This is a genomic window from Arachnia propionica (assembly GCF_003932785.1).
Taxonomy (GTDB): domain Bacteria; phylum Actinomycetota; class Actinomycetes; order Propionibacteriales; family Propionibacteriaceae; genus Arachnia; species Arachnia propionica_B.
Map to the genome: position 1 here is coordinate 77,155 of NZ_RQYT01000002.1, position 20,851 is coordinate 98,005.

20 protein-coding genes, 4 tRNA genes and 1 pseudogene are annotated in these 20,851 nt (G+C 67.5%); 17 read left to right on the top strand and 8 right to left on the bottom strand.

Going from position 1 to position 20,851, the window contains the following annotated elements; genetic code table 11:
* Positions 1-116 precede the first annotated feature (116 nt).
* The gene (gene acnA, locus EII35_RS01645; protein WP_125226724.1) at positions 117-2,792 is read left to right on the top strand and encodes an aconitate hydratase AcnA; all 2,676 of its coding nucleotides are present in this window, start codon (positions 117-119) and stop codon (positions 2,790-2,792) included.
* 86 nt (positions 2,793-2,878) lie between these two features.
* Here the strand turns inward: acnA and EII35_RS01650 are convergent, their stop codons facing one another.
* Both EII35_RS01650 and EII35_RS01655 read right to left on the bottom strand, forming a co-directional pair.
* On the bottom strand, positions 2,879-3,490 hold the full coding sequence (locus EII35_RS01650; protein WP_125226725.1) for a hypothetical protein: 612 nt from the start codon (positions 3,488-3,490) through the stop codon (positions 2,879-2,881).
* Between the two features lie 67 nt (positions 3,491-3,557).
* Positions 3,558-4,241 (bottom strand): hypothetical protein, encoded by a 684-nt coding sequence (locus tag EII35_RS01655; RefSeq protein WP_125226726.1) that lies wholly within the window; start codon positions 4,239-4,241, stop codon positions 3,558-3,560.
* A gap of 116 nt (positions 4,242-4,357) precedes the next feature.
* Here EII35_RS01655 and dxs point away from each other — a divergent pair, with 116 nt between their 5' ends.
* Entirely contained in the window at positions 4,358-6,286 is a 1,929-nt protein-coding gene (gene dxs / locus EII35_RS01660) for a 1-deoxy-D-xylulose-5-phosphate synthase (protein ID WP_125226727.1), read from the top strand.
* A gap of 57 nt (positions 6,287-6,343) precedes the next feature.
* Here dxs and EII35_RS01665 read toward each other — a convergent pair whose 3' ends face one another.
* From EII35_RS01665 to EII35_RS01685, 5 genes are all read right to left on the bottom strand, one after another.
* Entirely contained in the window at positions 6,344-7,555 is a 1,212-nt protein-coding gene (locus EII35_RS01665) for an HRDC domain-containing protein (RefSeq protein WP_125226728.1), read from the bottom strand.
* Positions 7,548-8,117 carry a DUF3000 domain-containing protein gene (locus EII35_RS01670; protein ID WP_260464976.1) on the bottom strand — a complete coding sequence of 190 codons (570 nt, stop codon included), beginning with the start codon at positions 8,115-8,117 and terminating at the stop codon, positions 7,548-7,550. The genes EII35_RS01665 and EII35_RS01670 overlap by 8 nt, the downstream gene beginning before the upstream one ends.
* A gap of 10 nt (positions 8,118-8,127) precedes the next feature.
* Positions 8,128-8,568, bottom strand: coding sequence for a peptide-methionine (R)-S-oxide reductase MsrB (msrB, locus tag EII35_RS01675; RefSeq protein WP_395858210.1), 441 nt, complete (start codon positions 8,566-8,568; stop codon positions 8,128-8,130).
* A gap of 1 nt (position 8,569) precedes the next feature.
* A complete protein-coding gene (locus EII35_RS01680) occupies positions 8,570-9,328 on the bottom strand; it encodes a sirohydrochlorin chelatase (RefSeq protein WP_125226730.1) in 759 nt (252 codons plus the stop codon).
* Positions 9,329-9,370: 42 nt separating this feature from the next.
* Positions 9,371-9,442 (bottom strand) — tRNA-Val (locus tag EII35_RS01685).
* Positions 9,443-9,713: 271 nt separating this feature from the next.
* Here EII35_RS01685 and EII35_RS01690 point away from each other — a divergent pair.
* The 15 genes and pseudogenes from EII35_RS01690 to EII35_RS01760 all read left to right on the top strand — a co-directional run bounded on the left by EII35_RS01690 (position 9,714) and on the right by EII35_RS01760 (position 19,515).
* A tRNA-Gly gene (locus tag EII35_RS01690) sits at positions 9,714-9,786 on the top strand.
* 18 nt (positions 9,787-9,804) lie between these two features.
* Positions 9,805-9,875: transfer RNA gene (locus EII35_RS01695), tRNA-Cys, on the top strand.
* Position 9,876: 1 nt separating this feature from the next.
* Positions 9,877-9,951 (top strand) — tRNA-Val (locus EII35_RS01700).
* Positions 9,952-10,005: 54 nt separating this feature from the next.
* A complete protein-coding gene (locus EII35_RS01705; RefSeq protein ID WP_185744108.1) occupies positions 10,006-10,290 on the top strand; it encodes a GNAT family N-acetyltransferase in 285 nt (94 codons plus the stop codon).
* Positions 10,287-11,309, top strand: coding sequence for a hypothetical protein (locus tag EII35_RS01710; RefSeq protein ID WP_125226732.1), 1,023 nt, complete (start codon positions 10,287-10,289; stop codon positions 11,307-11,309). Before EII35_RS01705 ends, EII35_RS01710 begins: the two co-directional genes overlap by 4 nt.
* A 38-nt stretch (positions 11,310-11,347) precedes the next feature.
* The gene (thrS, locus tag EII35_RS01715; protein ID WP_260464977.1) at positions 11,348-13,360 is read left to right on the top strand and encodes a threonine--tRNA ligase; all 2,013 of its coding nucleotides are present in this window, start codon (positions 11,348-11,350) and stop codon (positions 13,358-13,360) included.
* 5 nt (positions 13,361-13,365) lie between these two features.
* Positions 13,366-13,887, top strand: coding sequence for an HIT family protein (locus EII35_RS01720; protein WP_125226733.1), 522 nt, complete (start codon positions 13,366-13,368; stop codon positions 13,885-13,887).
* Complete coding sequence (locus EII35_RS01725) at positions 13,884-14,666, top strand: DUF881 domain-containing protein (protein WP_125226734.1); 783 nt, start codon at positions 13,884-13,886, stop codon at positions 14,664-14,666. The genes EII35_RS01720 and EII35_RS01725 overlap by 4 nt, the downstream gene beginning before the upstream one ends.
* A gap of 10 nt (positions 14,667-14,676) precedes the next feature.
* Positions 14,677-15,009, top strand: coding sequence for a small basic family protein (locus EII35_RS01730; RefSeq protein ID WP_125226735.1), 333 nt, complete (start codon positions 14,677-14,679; stop codon positions 15,007-15,009).
* Positions 15,002-15,730 (top strand): DUF881 domain-containing protein, encoded by a 729-nt coding sequence (locus tag EII35_RS01735; RefSeq protein ID WP_125226736.1) that lies wholly within the window; start codon positions 15,002-15,004, stop codon positions 15,728-15,730. The genes EII35_RS01730 and EII35_RS01735 overlap by 8 nt, the downstream gene beginning before the upstream one ends.
* A 243-nt stretch (positions 15,731-15,973) precedes the next feature.
* Positions 15,974-16,285 (top strand): annotated as a pseudogene (locus tag EII35_RS01740) (FHA domain-containing protein); the annotation flags it as partial.
* Positions 16,285-16,968 carry a transcriptional regulator FtsR gene (ftsR, locus tag EII35_RS01745; RefSeq protein ID WP_125226738.1) on the top strand — a complete coding sequence of 228 codons (684 nt, stop codon included), beginning with the start codon at positions 16,285-16,287 and terminating at the stop codon, positions 16,966-16,968. The pseudogene EII35_RS01740 and the gene ftsR, both read left to right, overlap by 1 nt.
* 250 nt (positions 16,969-17,218) lie before the next feature.
* Positions 17,219-17,698: a bifunctional nuclease family protein gene (locus EII35_RS01750; RefSeq protein ID WP_125226739.1), complete on the top strand. Its 480-nt coding sequence runs from the start codon at positions 17,219-17,221 to the stop codon at positions 17,696-17,698.
* A gap of 129 nt (positions 17,699-17,827) precedes the next feature.
* Entirely contained in the window at positions 17,828-18,373 is a 546-nt protein-coding gene (locus tag EII35_RS01755) for a MerR family transcriptional regulator (RefSeq protein WP_125226740.1), read from the top strand.
* Positions 18,370-19,515 (top strand): YihY/virulence factor BrkB family protein, encoded by a 1,146-nt coding sequence (locus EII35_RS01760; RefSeq protein WP_125226741.1) that lies wholly within the window; start codon positions 18,370-18,372, stop codon positions 19,513-19,515. Before EII35_RS01755 ends, EII35_RS01760 begins: the two co-directional genes overlap by 4 nt.
* A 66-nt stretch (positions 19,516-19,581) precedes the next feature.
* Here the strand turns inward: EII35_RS01760 and EII35_RS01765 are convergent, their stop codons facing one another.
* Positions 19,582-20,799 carry a pyrophosphate--fructose-6-phosphate 1-phosphotransferase gene (locus tag EII35_RS01765; RefSeq protein WP_125226742.1) on the bottom strand — a complete coding sequence of 406 codons (1,218 nt, stop codon included), beginning with the start codon at positions 20,797-20,799 and terminating at the stop codon, positions 19,582-19,584.
* Positions 20,800-20,851: the final 52 nt, after the last annotated feature.

Genomic DNA, 20,851 nt, shown 5'->3' on the forward strand with positions numbered 1-20,851 from the left:
GGGCCTAAACTGTCGCCCGGGCCCGGTGGCAGGGTCCGACCGCTCCTTGGCGCTCAGGAACCCGAGGTGGTATCTTGATGTCAAGATAAGTGGCGGGAAGCAAACAAAGGAGAACGATGAGCGTCAACAGCTTCGGAGCCAAATCCACACTCGAGGTGGGTGGCACCACCTATGAGATCTTCCGCATCGATGCGGTCGAGGGTCACGAGAAGCTGCCCTACAGCCTCAAGGTGCTGCTGGAGAACCTGCTCCGCACCGAGGACGGGGCCAACATCACCGCGGAGGACATCCGGGCCCTCGGGTCGTGGGACGCCACGGCCGAGCCGAACCACGAGATCCAGTTCACCCCTGCCCGGGTCATCATGCAGGACTTCACGGGTGTGCCCTGCGTCGTCGACCTCGCCACCATGCGGGAGGCCGTCACGGCTCTCGGTGGGGACCCGGCCAAGGTGAACCCGCTCTCCCCGGCGGAGATGGTGATCGACCACTCGGTCATCGCGGAGGTGTTCGGTGTGGCGGACGCCTTCCAGCGCAACACCGAGATCGAGTACCAGCGCAACCGCGAGCGCTACCAGTTCCTGCGGTGGGGTCAGACCGCCTTCGACGACTTCAAGGTCGTCCCGCCCGGCACCGGCATCGTCCATCAGGTCAACATCGAGCACCTGGCGCGGGTCATCTTCCCCCGCACGGTCGACGGGGTGCTGCAGGCCTACCCCGACACCTGCGTCGGCACCGACTCGCACACGACCATGGTCAACGGCCTCGGCGTCGTCGGCTGGGGTGTGGGCGGCATCGAGGCGGAGGCCGCCATGCTCGGGCAGCCGGTCTCCATGCTCATCCCGCGCGTCGTCGGTTTCAAGCTGACCGGGAAGCTCAACGAGGGCACCACCGCGACCGACCTCGTCCTCACGATCACCGAGATGCTCCGCGAGCACAAGGTCGTGGGCAAGTTCGTCGAGTTCTACGGCGAGGGGGTCTCCCAGGTTCCGCTGGCGAACCGCGCAACGATCGGCAACATGAGCCCGGAGTACGGCTCCACCATCGCCGTCTTCCCGATCGACGACAAGACCACCGACTACCTGCGACTGACCGGGCGCGACGAGCAGCAGATCGCGCTCGTCGAGGCCTACGCCAAGGCCCAGGGACTGTGGCACGAGGACGACCGTGAGCCGGTCTACTCGGAGTACATCGAGCTCGATCTCAGCACCGTGGTGCCCTCCATCGCCGGACCGAAGCGTCCCCAGGACCGGATCCTCCTCAGCGAGTCCAGGTCGAACTTCGCCGCGGCCCTGCCGGGCTACACCGACAACGTCGACGCCGTGGTGCCGGTCACCCTGGCCGACGGGACCAGCTTCGAGCTGCGCAACGGGGCGGTGACCGTCGCCTCGATCACCTCCTGCACGAACACCTCGAACCCGAGCGTCATGCTGGGCGCGGCACTCGTGGCCAAGAAGGCCGTCGAGAAGGGGCTGACCCGCAAGCCGTGGGTCAAGACCTCGCTCGCCCCCGGGTCCCAGGTCGTCACGGACTACTACGAGAAGGCCGGGCTCACCCAGTACCTCGACGCGATCGGTTTCAACCTCGTCGGCTACGGCTGCGTCACCTGCATCGGCAACACCGGCCCGCTCATCCCCGAGGTGTCCAAGGCGATCAACGAGCACAACCTCGCCGTCACGGCAGTGCTCTCCGGCAACCGGAACTTCGAGGGCCGCATCAGCCCCGACGTCAAGATGAACTACCTGGCGAGCCCGATGCTCGTCATCATCTACGCCCTCGCCGGCACGATGGACATCGACCTCTTCAACGATCCCATCGGGCAGGACAAGGACGGCAACGACGTCTTCATGCGTGACCTGTGGCCCAGCCAGGCGGAGATCGACGAGGTGATCGGCTCGTCCATCTCCCAGGAGATGTTCGCCTCCCGTTACGCCGACGTGTTCCGCGGCGACGAGCGGTGGCGTTCCCTGCCGACGCCCGACGGCGCGGTCTTCGAGTGGGACGAGGAGTCCACCTACGTCCGCAAGGCCCCGTACTTCGACGGGATGCCCGTCGAGCCCACCCCGGTGGGTGACATCCACGGCGCCCGGGTGCTGCTCAAGCTCGGGGATTCGGTCACCACCGACCACATCTCACCGGCGGGCAACATCAAGGCGGACTCCCCGGCCGGTCTCTACCTCGCGGGGCACGGAGTGGCGCGGCAGGACTTCAACTCCTACGGATCGCGTCGCGGCAACCACGAGGTCATGATCCGCGGGACCTTCGCCAACATCCGGCTGCGCAATCAGGTGGCCCCCGGGACCGAGGGCGGATTCACCCGCGACTTCACCGTCGCCGAGGCGCCCGTGACCACCGTCTACGACGCCGCGCAGAACTACGCTGCCAAGGACATCCCGCTGGTCGTCCTGGCGGGCAAGGAGTACGGCTCCGGATCGTCGCGTGACTGGGCCGCGAAGGGTACGGCCCTGCTCGGGGTGAAGGTCGTCATCGCTGAGAGCTACGAGCGGATCCACCGTTCCAACCTCATCGGCATGGGCGTCCTGCCGTTGCAGTTCCCGGAGGGCACCTCGGCGGATTCGCTGGGGCTCGATGGTGAGGAGACCTTCGAGGTGACCGGGATCACCGAGTTGAACAACGGGGTGACCCCGCGGACCGTCCGCGTCAAGGCCACCAAGGCCGACGGGACGGTCGTCGAGTTCGACGCGGTCGTGCGCATCGACACCCCCGGTGAGCGCAGCTACTACCTCAACGGCGGCATCATGCCCTACGTGCTGAGGAACCTCGCGAAGGCCTGAGCCAGCGCATCGTCAGGAGTCCGGGCGCCCCTCGAACAGTCATGAGAGGACGGGGTGGCCCGGATTCCTGCGTCCGCACGGGCTGCTCAACGGTGTGATCCAGCGGCCCGTTCCGCCATTTCACGCAGTCGAGTGAGCCCTCGCAACACCTTGGCCCGGTTCCTCGCGAGGATCATCCAACGTGGCAGATGGTGCCCCAGTTCCTGGGCTGCGCCCGGTTCCTTCCGGGGGCGGTGGTGGGCCCCGATGAACTCCTCGAGGTAGGCGACGTGGGCGAGGTTGGCCGCCCACAGCGTGTGTCCGGCGCAGTCGGTGCGCAGATGATAGGGCAGACCTGTCAACTGGTCGTGGTCGACGGCGGTCGGTTCGATCGCGGCGTACCAGGCCGTTCGGACGTACATCAGGGTCCCACAGCGACAGGTGGGGGAGTCGGGGGTGTGGTTCCGGTGCAGTGGCCGGACCTCCTCGAGGACTGTGCCGCAGTACTGGCAGCGGAACTCGATCCGGGTCTCCATCGCCGGGGTGCTGGGGCCGGGGCAACGCCGTCCCGGGCCCTGACAACGGCACCTCGGACTGGCCTCCCACACCCACGCGCATCCCGAGCATCGGGCCCGGCCATCGCGTACCCGGACCGCGGCACCGCAGCGGGGGCAGGACACGAGCACGTCATCCCTGGGAACGAACAACAACCTGGGCATGACACGATCATAGGAGCGGGCGATGCCATCGGTTTCAGCCATGGGGTGCACCCGTCGGGACCTGGGTTCAGCGAACGCGGCAGCCGGTGCCGATGTCCTTTCTCGTCGTAACCGCCAGGGCCCGCGCCGCCAGCACGCGCAGGTGGGTCAGCGCCGCCAGCACCTCGGCTCGATTGCCTGCCCGGATCATCCAGCGGGGCAGGCTGTGGCCCAGATCGTGCGGGGCCCCGGGCTCCTTGCGGGGGCGCCGGGCCGCCCCGACGAACTCCTCAAGGTGCGAGAGGTGATCGAGGTTGGCGGCCCACAGGATGTGTCCGGCGCAACGGGTCCGCAGATGGAAGGGCAGGCCGGTGAGACCGTCGTGATCCACAGGCACGTTGTGGGCGGCCTGGATCCGGTCACGGTTCAGCCCCCGGGGAGTCAACTGCATCCTGGCGCCGCAGGCGCACATGGGCGGGGTGGGGGAGTGATCGGGGCGAAGGGGGCGCACCTCCTCCCGCACGCTGCCGCACCGGGGGCAGTGCAACTCGAGGGTGTGGTCCCAGGCAGGGGCCGCTGGATCCGGGCAGCGCCACCCCTGACAACGACACCGTGGCCCGGGCGCGGGGGTCCAGGCACAGTGCAGGCAGGAGATGCGTCGCCCCACCACACGCTCGAAACCGTTGCCACACCGCGGACACGTCACGAGCGCGACGTCGGCGTTGATGAAGGTGGTGAAGTTGAGGAAGTTGTTGGGCCTGCTCCTCGACATGGAGCCAAGGCTACCCCGGAGGTGCGAGCACCTCCCCTGTGTCGGAAGGGACCCGGAGGGGACGAGCTGCAGGCGCCTTCCAGCGACCGGGTGGCGTGACCACTAGACTTGCCGCCATGTCCCTGCTTGAGAAGATCCGTGACCCGCGCGCACTGCGATCCCTCTCAAGACAGCAGCTGGACGACCTCGCCGACGAGATCCGCCGTTTCCTCATCAACCGGGTCAGCCGCACCGGAGGACACCTCGGCCCCAACCTCGGGGTGGTGGAACTGACGATCGGCATCCATCGGGTGTTCAACTCGCCCCATGACCCCATCATCTTCGACACCGGCCACCAGTCCTACGTCCACAAGATCCTGACCGGACGGGCCGAGGGTTTCGCGGGACTCCGCCAGCGCGGGGGTCTCTCCGGCTACCCGGATCGTTCGGAGTCGGAACATGACTGGGTGGAGAACTCGCACGCCTCGACGGCCCTGTCGTGGGCCGAGGGGCTGGCCAAGGGATTCCGTCTCCGTGGCGAGGAACGCACCGTCGTCGTCGTGGTGGGCGACGGCGCCCTCACCGGTGGCATGGCCTGGGAGGCCCTCAACAACATCGCGGCCCAGCCCGATCTGAGGATCGTGATCGTCGTCAACGACAACGGACGGTCCTACACCCCGACGGTGGGGGGACTGGCGAATCACCTCGCCGGGCTCCGCACCGACCAGCGTTACGAACGAACCCTCAGCTTCATCAAACGTCGGCTCCATCGGATGCCGATCCTGGGACGTCCCGTCTACGACCTGCTGCACGGCTTCAAGACCGGGGTCAAGGATGTCCTGGCCCCGCAGGGCATGTTCTCCGACCTCGGCTTGAAGTACACGGGGCCGATCGACGGGCACGACATCCGCGCCGTCATCGGGCACCTGGAACAGGCCCGGCACTTCGGGGGCCCGGTCCTCGTCCACGCCATCACCCGCAAGGGCAAGGGATTCAAGGCGGCGGAGGAACACGAGGAGGACCAGTTCCATGCCGTGGGACGCATCGACGAGGTGACCGGAGAGCCCGTCAGCGACGCGGTGCAGGCCACGTGGACGGACGCGTTCGCCGAGGCGATGGTGCGCATCGGTGAACGGGACGAGAAGGTGGTCGCCATCACGGCGGCCATGCTCCACCCCGTCGGGTTGGCGCGCTTCGCCGCCGCGTTCCCTGAGCGGACCTTCGATGTCGGGATCGCGGAGCAGCACGCGGTGGTGTCGGCCGCAGGGCTGGCGCGGGCCGGCCTGCATCCGGTCGTGGCGGTGTACGCCACCTTCCTCAACCGGGCCTTCGACCAGGTGCTCATGGATGTGGCCCTGCACGGGGAGGGCGTCACCTTCGCCCTGGACCGTGCCGGGGTGACGGGGACCGACGGACCCAGCCACAACGGCATGTGGGACCTGTCGCTGCTGGGGCTGGTGCCGGGGATCGAGATCGCGGCCCCGCGCGACCAGGCGAGACTCGTGGCCGCCCTCGAACGCGCCGTCACCGTCGACGACGCCCCCACCGTGGTCCGTTACTCGAAGGAGAAGCTTCCCGACGAGATCCCGGCGGTCCAGAGCCTCGGCGAAGGACGCGATCAGGTCGACCTGCTCCGCATCGACCGTGGTGCGCGGGTGCTGATCGTCGGGCACGGCCAGTTCGCGGGTCTGGCGATGGAGGTCGCCTCCCGCCTCGCGGCGGAGGGTGTGACGAGCGATGTCGCGGATCCCCTGTGGTGTCTGCCGCTCGGGCGTCAGCTGCTGGAACTCGCCTCCCGCTACGACCTCGTCGTGACCCTGGAGGACAACCTCCTGGTCGGTGGGCTGGGGGAGCGGATCCGTGGCCGACTTGCGGCCACCGCCCCCACCACGACGGTGCTGTGCTTCGGTATCGAGCAGCGGTTCCTCGGGCACGGATCCCGGGAGCAGGTCCTCGAGGAACTGGGACTCACGCCGAAGGATGTCACCCGGAAGGTTCTCGAGACCTCACTCGGGGCAGGGATCTGCGAGGCACCGCCGTCCGTCGCGCAGTTGCTCCCGGAGTAGCAGGTCGTCCGGGGACCGGCTCCGGTCAGCTGATCGGTGCATCGGAACCCTGGTGGCTCACTCGGGCTGGAGCAGAGGCTGGATGACGGGGGCCAGCAGTTCCACCTGCCACGGCCGAGCACCCCACCGGTGAAGACCCTCAACGGCGGCGGTCCCCTCCCATTCGAAGAGGAAACCCTGCAGGACCGCCGGTGGTGCGAGGAGACTCGGCTGGACGCCCAAGGACTCGGCGAGGGCGTCCACCGCCTTGCGCACGGGCTTCCATCGTTGCCAGGCTTCCGGGAAGTTCCGCTCCCACGACCGCGGGTGGGGTACCCCGTCCCGGGTGGGTCGTGCGCTCGGGTACTTCTCGCTTCCCATCCCGGCGACGGTGTCGAGGGCCCGCAGCCAGTTCGTCCGGTAGCGACTCGCCCCTCGATGCTGGAATCCCTCGATCGTCGCCATGACGGCCCGACCCGGTAGGGCGCCCGTGGCGGCCACCTTGGAGGCGAACTCCACGATCGCCTGGTCGTTCAGGATGCGCCCCGGGGGGCGATCCCGTTCCTGAGCGATGGCGTCCCGTTCCTCCCACAGTGCTCGCGCCACGGCCAGCTGCCGGGGTTTCCGCAGTGTCTGGACGCCGGAGAGGCGACGCCATGGCTCGGGCCTCGGCGTGGGCGTCGTGGTGAGCAGGTGGGCGAACTCCTGTTCCGCCCAGCCGTCCCGGCCCGCGGCCGCGAGTTCGGAGCGAAGCACCTCGGCGAGCTCCACGAGATGATCGACGTCGAGCGCGGCGTAGACGAGCCAGGAATCGGGCAGCGGTCGTCTGGACCAGTCCGCCGCCGAGTGGGCCTTGCGCAGCCGGATGCCCAGCTTGGTCTCCAGGAGCGCCGCCAGGGAGACATGGGGCTCCCCGAGGAGCCGGGCGGCCAGCTCGGTGTCGAAGAGTCGCGGCGGACTGATGCCCACCTCGACCATGCACGGCAGATCCTGCGGGGCCGCATGCACGAGCCACTCGGACCCACCCACCGCGGACACCAGGGCGTGGAGGTCGGCCCGATGACGATTCCCCTCCAGGGCGACGGGATCGATGAGCCAGGTCCCGGCCCCTTCCCGCCGGATCTGGAACAGGTAGGCCTTGGGCCAGTAGCGATGCCCGTGCGCCCGCTCGGCGTCGAAGGCCACCGGGCCGGACCCCTCGGCGAGGCGGTCCAAACAGGTCCGGAACGCCTCCGGGCTCGTCACCACCGGGCGCAACGGTTCCCGGGGGGCGTCGAGATAGTCAGTCATGACGTCCGGGGAACTGGACGACCCCGTTCGGCAGCGGAGGTCGCCCAGAGATGCGGAGCAGCAGGTCCTGCCACGCACGAAGGTGCGGCAGGAAGCCGAACTTGGCGTCGAGGAACGGGGTCCAGGAGGCCCTGATCTCGGCCTCGGACTGGCGATTGGACAGCTGCCCGAAACCCTGCCCGAAGGACACGGTGACGGTGCCGGCGAGACTGTGGTGGCGTGCCCCTTGATCGGTCAGGGCATCCGTGAGCCAGGACCAGGCCACCTCGGGCAGGAGCGGGTCCGTCACGGACTCCTTGTCGAGGTCGGATCGCACATAGGTCACGACGCGGAAGTCCCCCTCCCATGCCTCGTTGCCCGCGGGGTCGTGCAGCAGGATGAGGCGACCGGTCCCGATCGTCTCGGTGCCGTCGCTGAGGTCACCCGAGATCGCCACACCGTAAGGGGCGATGCGCTGGGGAGTGCCGATCTCCTGCACGGCCATTCCGGGGCGCCAGGTCATCGTGGACAACTCCGCGACGGCGCGACGGAAGGCGGGAGAGGCCAAGGTCGTGGAACTCACGAAGGAGAGCCTAGGCTTGAGCGGGGCCCTTCTCGTCGCGGCGCGCCGAGACCAGACGCAGGCAAACGGAGTTGATGCAGTACCGGTCATCCGTCGGCGTGTCGTATCCCTCACCGGAGAACACGTGTCCGAGGTGGGAATTGCAGGCGGCGCATCGGACCTCGACGCGCGGGCGGCCCGGCAGGCTCCGATCCTCGAGATAGCGGACACGATCCTCGGCCAACGGCTCGAAGAAACTCGGCCAGCCGCAGTGGGAGGCGAACTTGGCTTCGCTGCGGAAGAGTTCCGTGCCGCAGGCCCGGCACTCGTAGACACCCTCGGAGAACTCGTCGGTGTATTCCCCGGTGAACGGGGCCTCCGTGCCCGACTCCCGCAGAACGTGGTATTCAAGTGCGCTCAGGCGCTCCCGCCAAGTCGCGTCGGGTTGGTCGAGGGGGAATTCGGTTGTCATCTCACTCCTCATGAGGGTCGACGTCAAGAAGCCGCATGGCGGCGAAGGCGTAGCGGGCCAGGATGAGTTCCGTGACGCGCGGGTCCTCCGTGATGGGGGAGGTCACCGCGAGTGCCCCCGCGCGTAACGCCGCCTGGTGGTGGGCGCGGAAGACGGGGCCCGAGGTGAGGAACATGGAACCGACGGCGATGTGACGGCGTCCCTGGGAACGTAACGCCGCGATGGCCAGGGCGGTGGCGCGTCCCGTGACATCGTTCTGGGCCAGCTGGACGGGGAGTTTGTGGTGGGCCCCCCACTGGCGGGCACGCCGTGCAAGGAGGGAAGTACCCCGCACGTCGCCCCCGTCGGGGCAGGCCAGCACGAGGGAGTCCACCTCCACGGCGTTGACCCGCTGCAGGGCTTCACGGAGCTTGGCATCGAGGACGTTGAGCAGTTCCACGGCGGGACCGATGGGTCGAGCGATGACGATGTTGAGCTCCGGATGCCGCGAGCCCACGACCTCCGCGGCCCGGCTCAGCACGGGGGAGTGGTCCGTGGCGGAGGTGAGATCCATCGGAACCATCGCGATCTCCGCCGCACCAGTGGCGGCCAGCGCCTGCACGGCCTCCTGCACCGTCGGGGACTCGGTGTTGAGCAGTCCCAGCGCCACCTGGAGATCCGGGCGTTGGGTCTGGAGGCGTCGCGTCACGAGATTGAGGGAGGCGACCGCGGCGGGATCATCATCACCGCGTGCCACAAGGACGATTCCGGGAGCTGCCATGTCACTCCCTTTCCAACAGTCAACGAAGCGACCCAGTCACGGTGGGCGATGGCGGTTTCGAACCGCCGACCTCTTCGGTGTGAACGAAGCGCGCTACCACTGCGCCAATCGCCCGTGCGAGGTCACACACTACCCGAGCGACGTGAGCCTGACAATTCGACGGCGGTCCGCGGTGGCGCCCGGGGAGAGCTGAGATGGCCCTGCCCACCAGCAGACGGGGGGGAGGGGCTGTCCCCTCCGGGACCGTGGCGCATGTTTCCTGGCCCCGTCCAGCGGGGATTGGGCAGGTGCGTGGAACCGTGGATTTGTGCATCGTCGAAACAGTGCGCTAGAGTCCTCCATGCGCCGAACGCGACAGGCCGACAGGCAGGTCGAGGAAGTGCATGCGGACGTGGCTCAGTTGGTAGAGCATCACCTTGCCAAGGTGAGGGTCGCGAGTTCGAATCTCGTCGTCCGCTCGGAGACAAACTCCACCCGGTGGAGTGGCCGAGAGGCGAGGCAACGGACTGCAAATCCGTGTACACGGGTTCAAATCCCGTCTCCACCTCGGGCGGTTGGCGCAGTGGTAGCGCGCTTCCTTGACACGGAAGAGGTCGCCAGTTCAAACCTGGCATCGCCCACCAACACACCGGAATCGCCGGGCCTGAGGGCCCGGCTTTTTTGGTTCAATGGCTCCCATGAGTGACATCGAACTGATCAAGAACGACGAGGCCTCCCGCTACGAGTTGAAGCAGGACGGCCAGGTCGCGGCCTTCGTGGACTACGTCATCGACGGTGACGTCATCGACCTCAACCACACCGAGACGATCCCCGCCTTCCAGGGACAGGGACTGGGGGGCAAGGTCGTTGACTTCGCCCTGGCCGACATCCTGCCGACCGACAAGAAGGTGCGGCCGAGCTGCCCCTTCGTCGCCGACCGGGTGGCCGGGCGCGACGACTTCGCGGGACGCGTCGTCAAGTGACGCTCGCCCCTGAGCCGACAGGACCCGGCTGGCTGGTTGCCGAGAGCACCCGGCTCAGCCGGGTCCTTCCGGATGGGGCCGCCTCGGTCGTCGCCCCACTCCCCGAGTTGGAGGGAGAACTGGAGCTTCGAGCCCTGGGGCGCTGGGCCTGCGTGGCGGAACGCTTCGGACTGCACGCGGTCCTGATCGACCTGGACACCGGCGCCACGAGGCCGTATTCCCGGGAGGACTACCACTGCGATGTCTCCAGCTATTCGGTTGCCCTCCTGCGCATCGACGGCCGGGTGGTGGTGGCGCTCCAGACCCAGTGGTGCCGACTGGACCTCTTCGATGCCGAGACAGGCGCCCTCCTCACGGATCGCGAGATCATCCGTCGGGAGGACGGGAGCACCGAGAATCACGTCGACTTCTTCCATTCCCGGCTGCTGGTCTCCCCGGGGCACACCCGATTGGTCAGCAACGGCTGGGCCTGGGCCCCGGTGGATGTTCTCATGATGTTCCGACTCGAGGATTTCTTGGCGCGTTGGGAGCCCAGTGGCGCCCGGTTCCAGGGCAGTGGTTACAACTGGGACCGTCCCATCGCCTTCATCGGCGAGGATCACCTCATCGTGGCCTTGGATCGGATGGAGGACGCATGGTGTGGGCGGATGCCGCAGGCTGACGAGGCCTGCTGTACGGACAATGTCGATCCCCACCATCCCTTCGTGCTGCTGAACCTGACGGAGCCGGACCAGGAGGGATACCTCGTCGTGGAGCGTTTCCTCGGCCCGGACTTTCTTGCCGTCGACCCTCAGTACGGCGAGGTGAAGGGCGACCTGGCCTTTGATTCGACCTCCGGGCTGGTGGTCGCCACGGATGCCGCCAAGGGCAGCATCGCCTTCGACCTCGACGGCATGGTTCGGCACGAGTGGCCGGAGCTCTCCTCCGCGGCTGGCTGGCGCTTCTTCCCCGAGCGACGCCGCTTCGCCCGCCTGAGAGACGGGATGGGCGTGGAGGAGCGGGCTTTCCTGTCGGCGTGATGGCAGAATGGGCCAGTCCGCTACCGAAAGGAAGACCTGTGTCCACAATCGTCGTCATCCGTCCTGATTCGCGCGAGAGCGTGGAGCTGACGACGACCACCACGGGGCTCGACCTGTTCGGAGCGGACCGGGGGATCGTCGCCATGAAGGTGGACGGGGAACTCCAGGACCTCCAGCGCGAGCTGGGCGACGGCGCCGAGGTGGAACCGGTGCTGGCCACGAGCGATGAGGGACTCAGCATCATCCGGCACTCGTGCGCCCACGTCACCGCCCAGGCCCTGCAGGCGCTCTTCGTCGAGGCGAAGCTCGGCATCGGCCCGCCCATCGTCGACGGGTTCTACTACGACTTCGCCACCGCTCCGTTGACCCCGGAGGACCTGACGGCGATCGAGAAGCAGATGAACCAGATCGTGCGCGAGAAGCAGCGTTTCGTGCGGCGGGAGGTCTCCGACGACGCTGCCCGCGACGAACTCGCCGCCGAACCCTTCAAGCTCGAACTCATCGCCGACAAGGGCGGGGCGTCGGCCGCCGACGGATCGTCCGTGGAGGTCGGCGAGGGGCAGCTCACCATCTACGACAACGTGCGCCGCGACGGATCGGTGGCGTGGCGGGACCTGTGCCGGGGCCCGCACGTGCCGCACACCGGATACCTGCAGGCCTTCGCGCTGACCAAGTCCAGCGCCGCCTACTGGCGGGGCGACCAGCGCAACACCGGATTGCAGCGGGTCTACGGCACCGCCTGGGCCAGCAAGGATGACCTCAAGGCCTACCAGACCCGAATGGCCGAGGCCGCGAAACGCGATCACCGCAAGCTCGGCACGGAGCTGGACCTGTTCAGCTTCCCCGATGAGATCGGCTCTGGGTTGGCCGTCTTCCATCCCAACGGGGCCATCGTGCGCATGGAGATGGAGGACTACTCGCGTCGGCAGCACGTGGCCGCGGGCTACCAGTTCGCCTATTCCCCGCACCTGACCAAGGCGTCGCTGTTCCAGACCTCGGGCCACCTCGACTGGTACGCCGACGGGATGTACCCGCCCATGCAGATGGATGAGGAACGTGACGCCGAGGGCAACGTGCGCAAGCAGGGGCAGGACTACTACCTCAAGCCGATGAACTGCCCGATGCACAACCTCATCTTCCGTTCGCGTGGGCGGTCCTACCGGGAACTGCCGCTCCGGCTGTTCGAGTTCGGCACCGTGTACCGCAACGAGAAGTCCGGGGTGGTGCACGGCCTGACCCGGGCCCGCGGTTTCACCCAGGACGACGCCCACATCTATTGCACCCGGGAGCAGATGCGGGACGAGTTGACCCGCCTGCTCACCTTCGTGCTCAACCTGCTCAAGGACTACGGACTCGACGACTTCTACCTGGAACTGTCGACGAAGAACCCGGAGAAGTTCGTCGGCGACGACGAGGTCTGGGAGGAGGCGACAGCGGTGCTCCAGGAGGTGGCGACCGCGTCAGGTCTCGACCTCGTCCCGGATCCTGGCGGGGCGGCCTTCTACGGCCCGAAGATCTCGGTTCAGGCGAAGGACGCCATCGGTCGCACCTGGCAGATGTCGACCATCCAGCTGGACTTCAACCTTCCGGAGCGTTTCGGACTGGAGTACCAGGCCGCCGACGGCACCCGTCAGCGTCCGGTGATGATCCACCGCGCCCTCTTCGGATCGATAGAGCGGTTCTTCGGGGTGCTGACCGAGCACTATGCGGGTGCCTTCCCCGCCTGGCTGGCTCCCGTGCAGGTGCTCGGTGTGCCGGTGGCCGACGAGTTCAACGAGCACCTCGAGGCGGTGGCGGACCGGCTTCGTTCCTACGGGGTTCGCGTCGAGCTCGACCTCTCCGACGACCGCTTCGGCAAGAAGATCCGCAACGCCTCGAAGTCCAAGGCACCCTTCATCCTCATCGCGGGTGGGGAGGATCGCGACGCCGGTGCCGTGAGTTTCCGGTTCCGTGACGGATCACAGCTCAACGGGGTCCCCGTCGAGGATGCCGTGGCCCGCATCGTCTCCCACATCAACTCCCGCAGCAATGCCGATCCGGGAGCGGAGTGAACGAGATGAGCCCCGACCTGTGTGGGGTCCCTGACGCCTTCCAGCGGCTGTGGACCCCACACCGCATGGTCTACATCAAGGGTGAGGGCAAGCCGCGGCATGAGGGGGAGTGCCCGTTCTGCACCTCCCCGAGACGTTCGGACGCCGAGGGTCTGATCGTCTTCCGGGGTGAGCACGCCTTCGTCGTGATGAATCTCTTCCCCTACTCACCCGGCCACCTGCTGGTGTGCCCCTACCGGCACGTGAGTGGATACGTCGACGCCACCGAGGAGGAGACCTTGGAGATCGCGAGGCTGACGCAGCAGGGCATCGCCACCTTGACGAAGGTGTCTGCGCCCGCGGGCTTCAACATCGGGATGAACCAGGGCGACGTCGCGGGCGCGGGGATCGCCGCGCACCTGCACCAGCACATCGTTCCGCGCTGGGCGGGGGACATGAACTTCATGCCCGTCGTGGCCCGGACCCGCGTGCTTCCCCAGCTGCTCGAGGACGCCCGGGCCCAACTCGCCGAGGCGTGGCCGAGGTGACCAGCCGACCGGGTCGACGCGTCGACGCGAGCATGAGCCTGCTCAGCGAGATCGCGGACAACGCACTCGAACCCGAGTACCACACCACGACGGGGCCGCGCAGTTCCCCGTGGCACCTCGCGGTGGCCCTCGCCGTGGCGGCGACCCTCATCGTCATCGCCATCCTCACCACGACGGCGTCCCGCTCCGATGTCGCGGATGAACGCGCGTACCTGCGGGACCAGGTCAGCGCTGCGACGAAGGCTCGCGACGACCTCGAGGCGGAGGTGGCTGCCCTGGAGGAGGAGATCGATGGACTCCAGGACGCGCTGGTGACGGACCCCCAGGTGGCCGCCACCATCCACGAACTCGACCTCGTCTCAGGGGGATCGCCGGTGGTGGGTCCCGGGATCGTGATCCGGGCGAATGACGCCCCGTCCCAGGTGGACAACTCCCGGGGCCTGGTCTTCGACTCCGACCTCAGCCGCCTTGTGAACGGGCTGTGGGAGGCCGGGGCGGAGGCGATCGCCATCAACGGCCACCGGATCACGTCGATGACGCCGATCCGTTCGGCGGGCTCCGCGATCACCGTCGACTACGTGTCCATCAGCCCGCCCTACGTCATCGAGGCGATCGGGGACCCGGCGACCCTCCAAGCCCGCTTCGGCCGGACCACGGCCGCTTCCTGGTGGCAGTACATCCACATGAACTACGGGATAGGCTTCGAGATCAGGGCGGCCGACACCGTCCTGGAACTGCCGGCCGATCCCGGCATGGTGTTGAGAAGCGCAGAGAGCTGAGGGAGGAACCATGATCGCCATCCTGGGGCTGGTCGTCGGCGTGGTCGTCGGCCTTCTCGTGGAGCCCAACCTCCCCACCGCCCTGCAGCCCTACCTGCCCATCGCCATCGTCGCGGCACTCGACGCCATCCTCGGAGCCACCCGCGCCTGGCTGGAGGGCATCTTCTCCGATCGGGTCTTCGTGGTGTCCTTCCTGTCCAACGTTCTCATCGCCGGTTTGATCGTCTTCGTGGGCGATCAAATCGGCGTGGGCTCCCAGCTGTCGACGGGAGTGGTGGTGGTGCTCGGCATCCGGATCTTCAACAACGTCGCCGCGATCCGGCGGGCGGTGCTCCATGCCTGAGGAACCAACGAGGCGCAACTACCTGGCCGCCTTCCTGCGCCCTGGTCGGGGACAGCTCACCGTTGGGGTGGTGCTGTGCGTCACCGCCCTGCTGGTGGTCTGGACCCTGCGCTCGCAGGCGGCCCGACCGGACTACTCGAATCTCCGGCGCGACGATCTCGTCCAGTTGCTGGACAATCTCAGCGCGGAGACGAGGCGCCTCGAGGCGGAGCTGAGAGGACTCACCGCGACCCGCGACGAACTCCGCTCCGGCGTGGCAGGCGCCAACGCGGCGGAGGCCGAGGCGCAGCGTCGCCTCGAACGGCTCCAGATCATCGCAGGGACCGTGCCCGCCCAGGGGCCGGGGATCCGGATCACGATCGAGGATCCGCAGGCTCAGGTGACCCCTGAACTGGTGCTCAATGCCCTGGAGGAACTGCGCGACGCCGGTGGCGAGGTCATCGAGTTCAACGACTCCGTCAGGGTCGTGACGGGGACGTGGGTCGGGCAGGATCCCCAGGGGCGTCTCGTCGTCGATGGCACCCCCCTCACCACCCCGCTCCAGATCGAGGTCATCGGCGACGCGGCCACCCTCGAGGCCGGTGCCCGGTTCCGCGGTGGGCTGGTCAGTCAGGTGGAGGGAACCAGGGTCCAGGGGAGAGTCACGATCTCCCAGGAGGTGCAGCTGGAGATCTCCTCCACCGTGACACCTGAGCAACCACGCTTCGCAAAACCCCGCTGAAACCGGCCGACACTGACACGAGTCGTGCGGGGCGAGCTTGTATATCTGACTTCCCCCGATAGTCTTGGGTCTGCTGAGAGAGTCACAGATCGAAAAAGGGGGCAGGCGATGTCGACCAATGTGGGCGATAACGGCGAGCTCAGGGAACCGGGCAACGACAGCACTGGAGTGCTCCAGGTTCTCACGGACGAGCATCTTTCCATCGTCGGCGCTGGTCTGGCAGCCACCACGGGGGAGCTCGCCCCCGGGAATGCGCTGCTCATCGTCACCCGCGGCGGGGTCAAGGAATCACAGTTCCTGATCGACGCGGACGAGACCACGCTCGGGCGTCACCCGGAATCGGACATCTTCCTCGATGACATCACGGTGTCCAGGCATCACGCCCGGCTCCTGCGCGAGGACGGACGCATCGCCATCGAGGATCGGGGCAGCCTCAACGGCACCTACGTCAACCGCACCCTCATCGAGGGCCGGGCGCAGCTGCGTCACGGCGATGAGATCCAGATCGGCAAGTACCGGGCCACGATCCTCATGAGCGAGTCCGGGCGGGGCTGATGCCGAGCGCACCGCGCACGATCGGGCAGGTGCTGGATGCCATCCGGGGGGAATTCCCCGACATCTCCGTCTCCAAGCTGCGTTATCTGGAGTCGGAGGGGCTGATCTCGCCAGAGCGGGACCACCCGTCGGGTTATCGTCGTTTCCGGCAGGAGGACGTGGATCGGCTCCTGTTCGTGCTGCGTGCGCAACGAGATCGCTATCTGCCGCTCAAGGTGATCCGGGAGCAGTTGGACGCCCTCGACCGCGGCGAACCCATCCCGGAGGATGCCGAGCCGCCACCGACCGCGGAGCAACCTCCCGCCGCCACCCCGGCGCCCGCTCCGCGTCCGGTCAACCAGGTCTTCACCCGACGCCAGCTCATGGCGGAGTCCGGTCTGGGGGAGGCGGCCATGATCGAGTTGGAACGGCTGAAGTTGGTGAGCCACCGCAAGGGCACCCAGGTCTACGGGCGTGAATCCCTGGGGGTCGCCGTCGCGGCCAAGCGGTTGGGGGACTTCGGTATCGACATCCGCCAGCTGCGTTCCGTCCAGCAGGCGGCCACCATGGAGGCTGCCCTGGTGGAGCAGGTGCTGGCCCAGTTCCGACGCCGGTCGGGGGTGCCGGCGGAGGTGCGCAACGATGTGTACCGAACCGTGATCAGCGCCCACACCGCGCTCATGCTGCAACAGCTCATGAACTGAATCGTCCCCACGAGCGGGGCCGACGCCGTCAGGGGGTCACCGGGGGGCCGCTGCGGATGTGCTTGTCCGCGTGCCCTCAGAGGGGGTGCGGACAGGGGGGTCGTGTCGAGGATCGTCACGGTGGCGTCCTGGCAAGGCGGACGACGAGGAGCGCACTGGAGCGTGCGGTCGAGGAGGACAACGCAGCCAGGGGGTCACCGGGGCGGCCGCAGTCGATTTCTCCTGTCCGCGCGCCCTCTAGACTCGTGTCATGGCAGAACTGGTGGTTGAGGGTATACGGATGATCGAGGACTCCCCGGTGCTGCTCCTCCGGGAACGGGATGGGGACCGCATCCTTCCCATCTGGATCTCCTCGATGGATGCCGCGGCCATCGCCGTCGCTCTCGACGGTGAGGTCCTCGGACGTCCACTCACCCACGACCTGCTCGCCCAGACCCTGGATTTGCTTGCGGCCGGGGCGCCTCCCAGCCTGACCATCAGCAGTGTCGAGGAGGGGATCTTCCTCGGGGAGATCCGGGTCGGGGGACAGGTGCTGGATGCTCGCCCGAGCGACATCGTCGCCGTCGCCGTACGTCGGGGCTGGGACATCGAATGCCCGGGTAAACTGCTCGACGAGGTGGGGGTTGCGGCTGAGCCCGACGGGGGAGACGAGGTCGAGCGGTTCCGTGAGTTCCTGGATCATGTGGACCCGGACGACTTCTTCCCGCCCGGTGGCCAGGGGCAACCCTGAACCTCGGCTCGAAGGTTTGCGATCCGATGCGCCGGGTTCCGGGCGTGTCGTTGACCCGCCGGGACGCAGAGGGTTAGCTTCGATGTGCCGCGACCGCGGTGACGGACGACAGGATGAGAAGTGGCTGACATGGCACCGAAACAGGATTCGTTGCAGGAGACCCTGTTCGATGGGGACTTCGCGCCGGTCGCCAAGGACCTCGGCTTCCGCGGGCCGGTCGCCCATCGGGTCGCAGGGATCACCTACCGTCAGCTGGACTACTGGGCCCGCACCGGGCTCGTGGTCCCGGAACTGCGTGACGCGAACGGGTCCGGTTCCCAGCGCCTGTACTCGTTCCGGGACATCCTGCTGCTTCGCGTGGTGAAGCGTTTCCTGGACGTGGGAATCTCCCTCCAGCAGATCCGGGTGGCCATCGAGCACCTGCGGGCGCGGGGGGTTGAGGACATCACGGAGATCACCCTGGTCAGCGACGGCTTCAGCGTCTACGAGTGCACCTCCGCGAATGAGCTGTTCGATCTCACCAAGGGTGGGCAGGGCATGTTCCTGATCTCGGTGTCGAGCGTGTGGCACGAGATCGAGGGCACACTCAACGATCTCCCGAAGGAACGGGTCACGGACACCTCCGAGCATCCTGGTGACGAGCTCGCCTCCCGCCGCAAGGCGAAGGCCGTATGAAAGCCCTCCTGGAGAAGCCGGCGGTGAAGCGGCTGCTGGCCTCCTGGCAGCGTTTCACTGAACGTCAGGGCCCGCAACATGCCGCGGCGATCACGTACTTCTCCGTTCTGACGATCATCCCGGTCCTCATGCTCTTCGGCGCGGTGACCGGCTTCACCCTCACCGTGGTGCGTCCGGACTGGCTCGAGGTCGTGCGTTCCACCATCAACGAGGTGCTCGGTGGCAGCCAGATCTCGCAGAGTGTCGTGGCCACCCTCGACCGAGCCCTGGAGAGCTGGCGAGGCCTCGGCATCACGGCTCTCCTGACCGCTTCCTACACCGGGTCCGGATGGATCGGTAACCTCCGCGTCGGATTCTGCGAGATGCTGCGCCCGGAGGACGCCGACAGCCAGCTGCAGAAGCAGGGATTCCTGAAATCCCTGATCCGCAACCTCGCCGTCTTCTTCGGCCTGCTGCTGTGCATGGTCGTGGTCCTCGCCATCACGATCCTCGGCATGGCCTTCGCCGAACAGCTGGGCGTCCTGGGCGGCATCGCCCGGATCCTCCTGACCGTGGGTGTGAGCTGGATCATGTTCGCGTTCCTGTTCCTCACCCTGCCTGAGGAGAAGCTGCCCGTCCGTCACTGGGCGACCGGCGCCTTGGGAGGGGCAGTGCTCGTGACCACTCTGGAGCACTTCGCCGGGCTCATCATCGGTGCCTTCTCGGGGAATCCGACGGCTGCTGTGTTCGGCAATGTCATCATCATCATGCTCCTGCTCAACCTCGTGGCGATGATCATGCTCGTCACCTCTTCCTGGACCGGGGTGCGACAGGCATGGGAGGGGGGTGAGCCGCTCACGGCATCGACGGATGACACCCCAGATGGGTCGGAGCCCTCATCCGAGGAGGAGACCGTCCACACCTGGGCCGAGAAGCGACGCAGGGAACGGGTGGCTGCACGCCGGGATCTGGACGAGCTGCGCAGTGACAACTTCGATCCGCTCGACGTACCGACCCCCGATCCGAACCGTTCGGTTCCGGAGGACGTCGCCGCCCGTGGGGTCAAGGTGGGCATGGGCGTGGGTTACGGCGTGGGAGCCGCCACCGGCCTGGGCCTCGGGGCCGTGCTGACGGCGGTCGTGGCCTGGTTGAGGCGTCGCTGACATCGACAGTGTGGCCCGACTCCCTTGCCGGGGAGCCGGGCCACACTTCGTCATGGCGCGTCAGCGTCAGTGGCTGGCGGGCACCGGGGCGGGCTGTCCGATGGCGGAGAGCATCTCGGTGTACCAGGGCAGCGTGATGTCGAAGGGCTTGCCGCCCTTGATCCGGTCGAAGGCGATGGCGGTCAGTTCGTCGCCGTGTTCTTCGTCCTGGCCGATGACGCCGGGCTTGCCCGCGAGAGCGCAGTCCACGGCCAGATCGGTGCACTGCTTGATCAGGGCGAGGTCGGCCTCGTTGGCGGCGGCAGAGCGGGAGAAGTAGCCGGACTTCTGGATCATGACCTTCTCCGCGCCGAGCTTCTCGGCGAACTTGTCGCCGAACCACTTGCCGGGGTTGATCTTGTCGAGCTTGACGTGGCCGAAGGGATCGCGGGGGACCTCCTCGCCGGCGGCCTCCATCTCCGCGACGATGGCGTCGAGTCCCGCGCCCTCGGAGAGGAAGATCGTCACGTTGCCGAGCTCGTCCATGACGGCGCCGAGTCGCTTGGCCTCGGCGTCGATGTCGATGACCGCCTCGGGGACGTAGACGGCGTGGACGTCCCAGGCCTCGCGGGACAGGCCGATCTCCGGCAGCCACTCCTGGGTGTCGAGCCACTTGCGGTACTCGGCGGCCGTGGCGGCGGTCAACCAGCCGCAGTGCCGGCCCATCACCTCGTGCACGATGAGCATGCGCGAGCCCGAGTTGTGCTCGGCCACGATGTTCTTGGCGAAGATGGCCCCCTGCTCCGCGGCGGTCCAGGCCCCCAGCGACTGGCGGATCGGGATCACGTCGTTGTCGATGGTCTTGGGCAGGCCGACGACGGTCAGCGGGTAGTTGTTGGTGGCGAGGAAGGCGGCCAGGTCGGCTGCGGTGGTGTTGGTGTCGTCGCCGCCGATGGTGTGGAGGACGTCGACGCCGTCGGCGACGAGCCGGTCGGCGGCGACCTTCAGCGGATCGGCCCCCTCCTCGACGAGGCCGCGCTTGACGAGGTCCTTGGTGTTGGTCAGCTTCACGCGGGAGTTGCCCACGGGGGAGCCACCGAAGAGGTGCAGCAGTCCGGCCTTGGCGCGGACCTTCTCGTCCACCACGAGGTAGTCGCCCTGGAGGAGCCCCTGGTAGCCGTGACGGTAGGCGATGATCTCCACGTCGGGAGCCACCTCCGTGTAGCGCTGGATGAGGCCGCCGATGGCCGACGACAGGCACGGTGCGAACCCGCCGGCCGTGAGAATGGCTACCTTCTTGACCATGAAGAGTCCTTTCAACAAGTAATTCCTGCCCTTACCCTATCGCCGCTCTGGC